Source organism: Pseudomonas sp. NFACC10-1, assembly GCF_900119195.1.
Classification (GTDB): Bacteria; Pseudomonadota; Gammaproteobacteria; order Pseudomonadales; family Pseudomonadaceae; genus Aquipseudomonas; species Aquipseudomonas cerasi.
Genome location: NZ_FPJB01000012.1, coordinates 41,490 through 51,809, shown reverse-complemented (window position 1 = coordinate 51,809; position 10,320 = coordinate 41,490). Strand labels below are relative to the sequence as shown.

Genomic DNA, 10,320 nt, shown 5'->3' with positions numbered 1-10,320 from the left:
TGCCAAGCAGAGATTTACATGTGTCGACAGTGATCGGCACATGCAAATCTCTGCCCAAACTCAAACCCGACGCGCGCTCGTTGAACCTTATTATCGCGACGCTACTATGACGGACCATGACTGATGCGCTTGACTTTGTTGCTTTCGATCCTGCTGTTGGCCGCCTGCAGCTCCGGCAATGCCCTTACCTCACGGACGAAGGACGCGCCGCTGAGTCAGTTGAGCGAAGTCAACGCCAAGCTGGCATTTACCTGCGTACACGAGAAAATCCCGGCCCCTTCGGCAGAAACGGATGTGCTGTTTCAGTACGCGCGCTGGTTGCAGAAAAACAATCAAATTCAGCAGGATGAAACGGTCGATATCGAGATCGAAAGGCTGTACCGCATCGCGGCAGAAAACAACCACTACAAGGCCAATGTCAACCTGCAGAACGGTGCTATGCGTGGCCAGTTCAAGCTCACTGGAGGGGAAAGATTACGACTTAGCCAACAGCTGATAGATGCGCATGTGGCTTCGGGGTATTACATGATCGCCATCTATCTTCAAAAGGGCGCGGCGGGTCTACAACAAGACGAGGATATGTCCCTGCGCTACTTTCGCAAAGCGGCAGATGAGGGAAGTGCGCAAGCGCAAGCATACGTTGCCGAAAAACTCGCGCCCATTGATATTGCACCGGATATTGCAAGACAAATGCGTCGTTGTGCTGCAGAGCAAGGTAACGGCAAGGCAGCTGGAGCATTGGGTGTCCACCTATCAACAGCCAAGCAATATCGGGCCGCTCTGGAAGCCTTTCAACTTGGCGCAGCGGCAGGTGATGAAACCTCTGCGTCTTTTTTGAGCAAGGGCTTTCGCGGACCCCAACCCGATGATCGCTTGTATTATCTAGGCCAGCAGGAAGACTTGGAACGCGCCGAACGTTATAAGCAAATCTGGAGCCTTCTAGCAGATTGGTCCTACGCCAATCCAAACGTCCCCGAAATCAACGAAATCGTCCCACTGCCACCAGCCAAACTCCCCGCATGGGATGGCAAGCTGAAATGGGTTGAAGAGCGTGAAGCCAACATCCCGCCGCCCAAGCCTTCTGAAGAGCTGATCGAGCAGTTGGCCAAGGCCATGATTCTTGATCCTAAAACAGGCAAGCCGTTGCCAGGCTCTCCGGTCTACAGCAACGGATACTGATCAAAAGTCTGATGACGCCGATCCGAAAGAGATTCTGCATATGCCTATAGCGGGCGGCATATGCAAACTTGTACTCGCGTCCAAAGCTGTCCAGAACGCCATTTATGCGTTTTATGTCTTAGCATGGATCGTACAGGAAGAATAACGTTCAAATCGATATCAAACTATCGCAGCCATCAAGAATATCTTGGGGTGAGCGACTATCAAACACTTTCTGCCCAAGGTAAATTCCATGATCACTTTGGTGCTTTTCCTATGTGTCTTGTCTGCAGTTTTTTATATAGGTCGTGTCATTTTTCGGATCATCAGCACCGATGAAACAGGCGGGATTTCAAATGTGCTTACCCCAGCCACGTTATTTAAAATGGCGTGCGCTTTTTTGGTCCTGTGTGTGGCTTCAGGCGCAGTATTTATAGGCGGCACAGCTAGCGCAATCAGCGGTTCAGGAGGAAGTGCCGAAGGTCAACAGCTTATGGATGCCATGTGGAGTCTCAGTAAGTTTTGCCTTTACGCAGCATCGGCTTTTGCATTAGCTGCATTGATGAGACTCCTTTCGAAATAGCGATGGCCAGTCAGCTTTTTGCGCTGGAAAAGTCATGGGTCAGCCTATCGAGCTTTGGTGTTGATGGTTCACACAACGTGGTTAGCACCAAGAGGCGCACCAAAGGACGCCTCACTCAATCCCCCCCCTCAAAGCACACTCAACGGATACTCCACAATCACCCTCACCTCATCCAGATCCGATTCGAACGCCGTGGCACGAGTCGTTGCCTGGCGCACGCGCAGCGACAGGTCTTTGAGTGACCCGGTCTGCACGATGTATTTCGCTTCGATATCGCGCTCCCAGCGTTTCTGGTCGGTCAGCGGGTTGCCTTGTGCGTCGCGGCGCATGTAGGTGCTGTTGGCGTTGGAGTAGTCGGCGTCGGTGCCTTTTCCGTAGCGGGTCATGAATGACAGGCCGCTCACGCCGAAGGTGGACATGTCGAGGTTGTAGGTGACCATCCACGAGCGCTCCTTGGGTGAGTTGAAGTCGCTGTACTGGATGGAGTTGGCCAGGTAGATGGAGTCGGACTGCCGGAGGTAGTCGAAGTCATCATCACCTTCGTTGCGCTGGTGCGAAAGCGACAGGGTGTGTGCGCCGTATTGCAGTGCGACTTTTGCACTCCAGATGTCGTTGTCGAATTCGCCGAGCAGCTTTTTGCCTTCGTCGGTGGCGTTGTAGTAGTTCAGGCTGCTGGTCAGCGACAGGTCGTCAGAGAGCGGCAGCACGTAGGACGCTGAAGCGTATTTCTGATCCCAGGCGTCTTTGAGTCGGCTGGTGTAGAGGCCAAGGCTCAGCCTGTCGGTGGCCTGATAGTCACCGCCGAAGTAGGCAACCCATGGAGAGTCCACGGCACCGCCGTAGAAGGTGACGAAACCGTCGCGCAGGTTGCTGGAAACGGGCTGGCTCATGGCGTGCAGGCGACCGCCTTGCAGGGTCAGGCCGCTGATGCTGTTGTTGACGGCGGTAACGCCGCGAAAGCTCTCGGGCAGCAGGCGGGAGTCGCCGAAGGCAACCACGGGGGTGGAGGGAAACACATCGCCCACGTTGACGACGGTGTCGAAGGCTCTGGCCTTCAGCGAGCCACCTACCTTGGTGTATTCGTCACGGGCGCGGCCTTCCCCATCGACCGGCAGCACGTCGAATGCGCTGCGGCCGCCGTTGCGGCCGTCACCGGTGTCGAGCTTGATGCCGATCATGGCAAATGCATCGACGCCGACACCGAAGGCGCCTTGAGTGAAACCTGACTGGAATCGACCGATGATGCCCTGCGCCCATGCTTCGGAATAGCCATTGCCGGTCGGGCTGGACTCGCCGTTGCGGTGGTCGCGGTTCATGTAGAAGTTGCGGTTGAGTAACGTCAGCGTGCTGCCTTCGATGAAGCCTTCTTTTTGCTCTTCGGCGAATACGGCAGCCGGTGCGACACCGGCGAGGGTCGAACACAGGGCCAGTGATAGTGTTTTAAGTTGAGTCATGTGCGCTCCGTCTAATCGGCAGATTGTTGTAAACATGTCGACCTGGCTCTTTTTATAGGTACGAGAGCTGCCAGTGGGGCACCATCTTGAAGTGGCGAAGATAACGGCGGGGTGACAGCGGGATTACAAATATGAAAGGAAGTGCGCTGCAGCGTGTGTCTATTCAATAAAAATGACTCACGCTTTGACCAACACAAGCCAACATTCAAGATAGGACGCAGAGCGTCCAGAACGGCATTCCCTGGTTCAAGTGCACTCCTTCTGGCGGCTGTACCGGCCCTTTCGCGAGCAAGCTCGCTCCCACGGGCGCTGGAGCACGGGCGTGATAACGATTTGTGTAGATACGGGAATAAAAAAAGCGCCCCGAAGGACGCTTAAAGATTCGCCCCGACCAAAGGAGCAGGGAGCTGCTACAAAGGGCGAATGGGGGTGCAGCGGGTCGGGCAGCAAAGGCATCAGCCTTCGGACTTGGTCGACCGTTCAGCCTCGGCGTTGTCGTCTGTATTGACGTAGCGCTCGGCTTTATTGCTGCTGTTCTGTTCCTTGAAGCGCAGTTCCTGTGCAAGACGCATCTTGTCAGCCGCTGTGCTTGCGTACTCGTTACCGTCGTCGGCAAAGGCTGCGCTGGCGGACAAGGCAGCTACTGCGAAGACCATCGATTTGACCAGTTTCATCATCGTTACCTTTATCGGTTGAATGTCGGACCTGCGCAGCGCTCGGCGCTCGTCAGGGATGAAACAAGCTTACGGAGGGGGAGCTAACAGGAAGGTGAGCGAACAATGACAATACTGTTAGGAAGCTGACATCTTCGAGATGACCGATTTGTAATGTTTCAGCAACCTTCCGGTTAGTGCGCATTGGTTAGGGTTAAGCCACATTCAAACGGAGACAAAAGAAAATGCGCACAGCCAAATCGTTGTTACTTGCCCTGGTCATCCTTTCGCCCATCAGTGCTTTCGCCTACACCTCTGATGAAGTCAAAGCCACTACGGTGATCAAGGAGCACCAAGCCAGCGTGCAGAAGTATGCCGCCATCCATAACAAGCCAATGCCGGAGATCAAGGAGTACACCTACGGAATGAAGCTGGACATTGCCAAGCTGGTCCGCAAATCCCCGGATCTGCAAACCTGTAGCGTGATGCCAAAGCTGATGACTTACGAAGACTCCAAAGGCAAGCTGAACACGGTTCAGTACCAGGTCCTCGGCGGATGCAGAAACAGCCAATGATTCTGATCCTGCCAGGAAGGCCACTCAGCGCTACATCCCCCGTCAGCCCGGACCGTCATTCGGGCTGACTTTTTTGTGTCTGCAATGCCCTGCCTCTCCCGTCTCAAATCCAGCTTCGCTGGGTGATTCCAGCATTTTTTGCAACATCACCGCCTCTGCGTGGTCAACGCAAACCCCACTGTGGCGTGTCGAGATGTGTCTGGACGTAGATCCAGTCCATCAAACACAGGCTCGGTTACGGTGATCGAGACACTGCACTTACGGACTCTGGAATGACGGATGCTTGAACTCGCTGCTGGTTTTATCTGCCTCACTGCGCTGCTGACCTACGTGAACTACCGTTTCATCGGTCTGCCCCCCACCATTGGCGTGATGGTCACTGCGCTGATGTTCTCGTTGCTGTTGCAGGGTCTGAGCTTTCTGGGCTATCCCGGCCTGGAAGATCGCGTTCAACAATTGATCGGTCAGATCGACTTCGGCGACCTGCTGATGAACTGGATGCTGTCCTTCCTGCTGTTCGCCGGGGCGCTGCACGTCAACCTTGGCGATTTGAGGAGCTACCGTTGGCCCATCGGCCTGTTGGCGACTTTCGGGGTGCTGATTGCCACCACTGTGATCGGCGCACTGGCCTACTGGATCTTTGCCCTGTTCGGCTGGCACGTCAGCCCGTTGTACTGCCTGCTGTTTGGTGCACTGATCTCGCCTACCGATCCGATTGCGGTGCTCGGTGTGTTGCGTACCGCCAACGCCTCCAAACCGCTGAAAACCACCATCGTTGGTGAAAGCCTGTTCAACGATGGCACGGCGGTGGTGGTGTTCACCGTGCTGCTGGGTATTGCGCAGCTGGGCGAAACGCCTACGGTAGGCGAAACGGCTCTGCTGTTCGCCCACGAAGCGGTGGGCGGTGTGCTGTTCGGCGGCCTGATCGGCTATGCCGTGTACCTGATGATCAAAAGCATCGAGCAGTATCAGATCGAAGTCATGCTGACTCTCGCACTGGTGATCGGCGGCTCGGCGATGGCGTCTGAACTGCATGTGTCCGGTCCTATCGCGATGGTCGTGGCCGGCCTGATCATCGGCAATCTGGGACGTAATCTGGCGATGAACGACATGACCCGTCGTTACATGGACGGTTTCTGGGAGTTGCTGGATGACATGCTCAACGCGCTGCTATTCGCGCTGATCGGCATGGAGTTGTTGCTGTTGCCGTTCTCGTGGCAGCACCTGATTGCGGCCAGCCTGCTGGCAGCGGCGATTCTGCTGTCGCGCTTCGTCACCGTGGCCCCGGCCATCCTGCTCCTGCGTCGCTGGCGCAAGGTGCCGCATGGCACGATCCGCATCCTCACCTGGGGCGGCCTGCGCGGCGGTGTCTCGGTCGCCTTGGCGCTGGCGCTGCCGACCGGGCCGGAACGCGATCTGCTGCTGAGCATCACCTATATCGTGGTGTTGCTGTCGATCCTTCTGCAGGGCCTGACCATCGGCAAGCTGGTGAATGCCGTTACCCGTGCCCCGCAGGCGAAAGAACCGGCAGAGCATTGATCAGGCCGATGCAGCGGCGCGCCGGTATTCACTGGGCGTCTGCTGCATCTCCACGCGGAAGTGCCGGTTGAAGTTGGACAGGTTGGCATAGCCGACTTCAAAGCAGATGTCCGACACCGACATCTCGCTGTGCAGCAGCAACCGGCAAGCCCGCTGGACCCGCAGTTTGCGCATCAGGTCGATAAAACAATGGCCCGTGGTGCGCTTGAAGAAGCGTGAAAAACCCGGATCGCTCATGTCCAGCCGCTGCGCGATGACGGACAGGCGAATATCGCTGGTCAATTCGGTCAGCAGATAGTCGAACGCCTTGTTGATCCGTTCGGAGCTGCGCGCATCCAGGGTCGGTGCATACCAGGTGCTGGCCAGCAGACGAACCTCCTGCGCAGGCGCTTTCATCAGCGTGTTGACCAGTTGCAGGAACAGAATCAGCCGCTCCAGCCCCTGAGCCGGGCCGATCTGTTCAAGCAGGCGCGCGGCCTGCACCGCTGTTGCACCGGTGAACTCGAGGCCACGTCGCGCCTGCTCGAACAGACGCTGCAAATCGCCTATCTCCGGCAGCGTGCCGCGCAAGGCCAGCAACGCGGCACCATCAAACTGCAGCACCACGTCCCGCCCGGGCAGATGCTCACCGGGGGCCAGATCGCCGATCCAGTCATGCGGCAGATCCGGGCCGATCAGGGCCACATGCCCTGCCGCGAACTCACCGATGTAATCCCCGGCCACCAGCTTGCCGCTGCCCTGGCGGATCAGATGAATTTCGAATTCCGGATGATGGTTCCAGCGCGCCAGTGCGTAGGGATAGTCATGCTCGTACCAGCGAAAGCAGTGGTCGGGCTGCGGGAGAATAACCTCAAGCTCGGCAGGGCGCTGCTCGAGCAAGGCGGCTCGGCTGTCAGGCACGGGATGCCCCTTTTTATCGTTATGAATGCGCTGTTGACGCTTGAACATACCCCCTCGCGTCCAGCCAGCGCTAGCTCGCGTTCAAACCGGCACTGATACTTTTTTGCTTTCGGACAGCCGGAGCGCGGCCGGTTAAAAAAGTATCAGTCGATCATCCGCGCTGCGTTTGTTCAGCCCCCTGAGGGCTGCTGTAATCAAGCCGTCCACCAGGGTGACTCAACCGTGGCCAACAACAAAAACAATGACTCCCGCCAGACAAGGCGCGGGGTGGAGAGCACTACGATGAACATTCGGAAAACGCTTTTCCTGTCCGCAGGCGTGTCCGCCGCCCTTTTCAACCTGACCGTCCAGGCTGCCGAAACCGTGACCATCGCCACGGTGAACAACGGCGACATGATCCGCATGCAGCGCCTGTCGAAAACCTTTGAGCAGCAGCATCCCGACATCAAGCTCAACTGGGTGGTGCTCGAAGAAAACGTCCTGCGCCAGCGCCTGACCACCGACATCGCCACGCAGGGCGGTCAGTTCGACGTGTTGACCATCGGCACCTACGAGACCCCGTTATGGGGCGCCAAACAGTGGCTGGAGCCAATCACCGATCTTGCGCCGGACTACGATCTGGAGGATATCTTTCCCTCCGTGCGCCAAGGCTTGTCAGTCAAGGGCACGCTCTATGCCCTGCCCTTTTATGGCGAAAGCACCATCACTTATTACCGCACCGATTTGTTCAAGCAGGCAGGCTTGAGCATGCCCGAACACCCGACCTGGACGCAGCTGGGCGACTTCGCCGCGAAGCTGCATCAGCCCGACAAGGGCGTTTACGGCATGTGCCTGCGCGGCAAGGCCGGTTGGGGCGAGAACATCGCTTTGCTCAGTACCATGGCCAATGCATTCGGCGCGCGCTGGTTCGATGAGCAATGGAAACCGCAATTGACCAGCCCGGAATGGAGCAAGGCTGCGAATTTCTACGTCAACACCCTGAAAAACTATGGCCCGCCGGGCGTGTCGAGCAACGGCTTCAACGAAACCCTCGCGCTGTTCAACAGCGGCAAATGCGCCTTGTGGGTCGACGCCAGCGTGGCCGGCTCCTTCACGACGGACAAGGAACAGAGCAAGGTGGTCGACAGCATCGGCTTTGCACCTGCGCCGGTTGAAGTGACTGACAAGGGTTCATCATGGCTTTACGCCTGGTCGCTGGCAATACCGGCTACCTCCAAGCACAAGGATGCGGCCAAGGCGTTCATCACCTGGGCGACGTCCAAGGCATATATCCAGCTGGTCGCCGAGACGGATGGCATCAGCAACGTGCCGCCTGGCACCCGCGCCTCCACCTACAGCGAGGCTTACCTGAAAGCTGCACCGTTCGCCAAGGTCACGCTGCAAATGATGCAACACGCCGACCCGGCGCACCCCTCGGCCAAGCCTGTGCCCTACGTTGGTATCCAGTACGTGACCATTCCCGAGTTTCAGGCCATCGGCACCTCGGTCGGCAAGCTGTTCTCTGCCGCCGTGACCGGGCAAACCACCACTGAACAGGCGCTCACAGCCGCGCAGGCGGTGACCGAGCGCGAGATGAAACGTGCCGGCTACCCGAAGTAGAGCGCCAGCCCTCAACTGTATTGAACGGACGATGAACCCATGAAACGACTTGAAGGTAAAAGCGCGCTGATCACCGGATCGGCGCGAGGCATCGGGCGGGCGTTTGCGCAGGCGTACATTCACGAAGGTGCGCGCGTGGCGATTGCCGATATCGATCTGCAGCGCGCACAGGCGACAGCGACCGAGCTGGGCCCCAACGCTTATGCGGTGCGGATGGACGTCACGGATCAGTCGTCCATCGATCAGGCCATCGCCGCTGTGGTCGCACAGACCGGCAAGCTGGATATCCTGATCAACAACGCCGCGCTGTTTGATCTGGCACCAATTGTCGATATCACCCGCGACAGTTACGAACGGCTGTTTTCGATCAACGTCGCGGGCACCCTGTTCACTTTGCAGGCAGCAGCCAGGCAAATGATTGCCCAGGGGCACGGCGGCAAGATCATCAACATGGCCAGCCAGGCCGGTCGGCGGGGCGAGGCGCTGGTGGCGGTGTATTGCGCGACCAAGGCTGCGGTGATCAGCCTGACCCAATCGGCCGGGCTGGACCTCATCAGGCACGGCATCAATGTCAATGCCATCGCGCCGGGTGTGGTCGATGGCGAACACTGGGACGGCGTGGATGCGCTGTTCGCCCGCTATGAAAACCGGCCGTTGGGCGAGAAGAAAAGGCTGGTGGGCGAACAAGTGCCTTTCGGGCGCATGGGCACAGCGGACGATTTGACCGGCATGGCCATTTTCCTGGCTTCAGCGGACAGCGAATACGTCGTAGCCCAGACCTATAACGTCGACGGTGGCAACTGGATGAGTTGAAGTGCGACGGGAGTAAAGATGAGCCGAACCGCGCAAAAAAGCCTGCAACTGCTTCCATTGCCGAAGCGATTGGCTAAGATGCGCGGACCGCCTGCTGCCTGAGGCGGCTCATTGATGTACAGGAGTACGAATGTCCACTGAAGAGGAGATCGCCATTTCCGGCGGTACACCTATGATCCCTGACCAGCGCCGGGAGCTGATGCTGCGTCAGTTGCGCAAGCATCAGGTGCTCAGCGTGCATCAGTTGATGGAGATGTTCGATTGCTCGCACATGACCATCCGCCGCGACATCGCCCAGCTGGAGCAGGAAGGTCGCGCCTACTCGGTCACCGGGGGCGTGCGTATCGCCAGCCAGGTCCACAGCGAGCCCAGCCACCAGTCCAAGGCCGTAGTGGAGTTGCCGCACAAGCAGGGTATGGCGCGGCTCGCAGCGGGCTTGTTGCACCCGGACATGACGATCTATCTGGACGCAGGCACCAGCACACTCGAAATCGTCCCGCATATCATCGCGCTGTCGGGCATGACTGTGGTCACCAATGATTTCGGCGTGGTCAACGCGCTGGCCGATGCTGCGCATGTGGATGTGATTCACACCGGCGGGCTGCTCGATCATCCGAACCGCTCCAGCGTCGGCGGCCTGGCAGCGGCGACCCTGCGCCAGCTGGCGACCGATGTGGCCTTCATGTCCACCAGCTCGTGGGACCTGCAACGCGGCACCACCACACCGTCGGCGCTGAAGGTCGAGGTCAAGCAGGCCGCCATGCAGTCCGCCTCGCAAACCGTCCTGATCGCCACCAGCTCCAAATACGGCACCTTCGGCATGTACAAGGTGGCCGGGCTCGAGCAGTTCGACACCATCATCACCGACGCAGCCCTGGCCGAAGCGGCTGCCGACGGGATTCGCAAGCAGCGTATCGAACTGTTGCTGGCACCCGTGGCGGGCAAACGTCAGGCCCTCGATATCAAGTCCTGAACCTCATTGCGATGATCAGCAGGTCAAAAAAAAACCCCGGTCTCTCGACCGGGGTTTTTTATTCAGCGCGGGC

The 10,320-nt window shown here is 58.1% G+C and carries 10 protein-coding genes; 7 read left to right on the top strand and 3 right to left on the bottom strand.

Translation table 11 applies throughout. The features are described 5' to 3' along the window. Positions 1 to 123: 123 nt before the first annotated feature. Complete coding sequence (locus BT119_RS25595; protein WP_072367122.1) at positions 124 to 1,179, top strand: SEL1-like repeat protein; 1,056 nt, start codon at positions 124 to 126, stop codon at positions 1,177 to 1,179. A gap of 232 nt (positions 1,180 to 1,411) precedes the next feature. Further along, complete coding sequence (locus tag BT119_RS25590) at positions 1,412 to 1,741, top strand: hypothetical protein (RefSeq protein WP_072367121.1); 330 nt, start codon at positions 1,412 to 1,414, stop codon at positions 1,739 to 1,741. Positions 1,742 to 1,869: 128 nt separating this feature from the next. Here the strand turns inward: BT119_RS25590 and BT119_RS25585 are convergent, their stop codons facing one another. Then, entirely contained in the window at positions 1,870 to 3,195 is a 1,326-nt protein-coding gene (locus BT119_RS25585; RefSeq protein ID WP_072367120.1) for an OprD family porin, read from the bottom strand. Between the two features lie 455 nt (positions 3,196 to 3,650). Further along, positions 3,651 to 3,872 (bottom strand): hypothetical protein, encoded by a 222-nt coding sequence (locus BT119_RS27330; RefSeq protein ID WP_175550610.1) that lies wholly within the window; start codon positions 3,870 to 3,872, stop codon positions 3,651 to 3,653. Positions 3,873 to 4,093: 221 nt separating this feature from the next. Between BT119_RS27330 and BT119_RS25575 the strand changes: the two genes are divergently transcribed. Together BT119_RS25575 and BT119_RS25570 are read left to right on the top strand one after the other, a co-directional pair. Then, positions 4,094 to 4,423, top strand: a complete 330-nt coding sequence (locus BT119_RS25575; protein ID WP_003372061.1) for a DUF2790 domain-containing protein — start codon at positions 4,094 to 4,096, stop codon at positions 4,421 to 4,423. Between the two features lie 279 nt (positions 4,424 to 4,702). Then, positions 4,703 to 5,962, top strand: coding sequence for a cation:proton antiporter (locus BT119_RS25570; RefSeq protein ID WP_024663423.1), 1,260 nt, complete (start codon positions 4,703 to 4,705; stop codon positions 5,960 to 5,962). Here BT119_RS25570 and BT119_RS25565 read toward each other — a convergent pair whose 3' ends face one another. Next, positions 5,963 to 6,862: an AraC family transcriptional regulator gene (locus BT119_RS25565; protein WP_032609331.1), complete on the bottom strand. Its 900-nt coding sequence runs from the start codon at positions 6,860 to 6,862 to the stop codon at positions 5,963 to 5,965. It lies immediately after the preceding gene. 282 nt (positions 6,863 to 7,144) lie between these two features. On the opposite strand from BT119_RS25565, the gene BT119_RS25560 reads away from it, so the two are divergent. The 3 genes from BT119_RS25560 (at position 7,145) to BT119_RS25550 (ending at position 10,247) form a co-directional block, all read left to right on the top strand. Further along, the gene (locus tag BT119_RS25560) at positions 7,145 to 8,461 is read left to right on the top strand and encodes an ABC transporter substrate-binding protein (protein WP_072367119.1); all 1,317 of its coding nucleotides are present in this window, start codon (positions 7,145 to 7,147) and stop codon (positions 8,459 to 8,461) included. 39 nt (positions 8,462 to 8,500) lie between these two features. Continuing rightward, positions 8,501 to 9,274, top strand: a complete 774-nt coding sequence (locus BT119_RS25555; protein ID WP_072367118.1) for an L-iditol 2-dehydrogenase — start codon at positions 8,501 to 8,503, stop codon at positions 9,272 to 9,274. A 130-nt stretch (positions 9,275 to 9,404) separates the two neighbouring features. Next, entirely contained in the window at positions 9,405 to 10,247 is an 843-nt protein-coding gene (locus tag BT119_RS25550) for a DeoR/GlpR family DNA-binding transcription regulator (RefSeq protein WP_003372074.1), read from the top strand. Positions 10,248 to 10,320 lie beyond the last annotated feature (73 nt).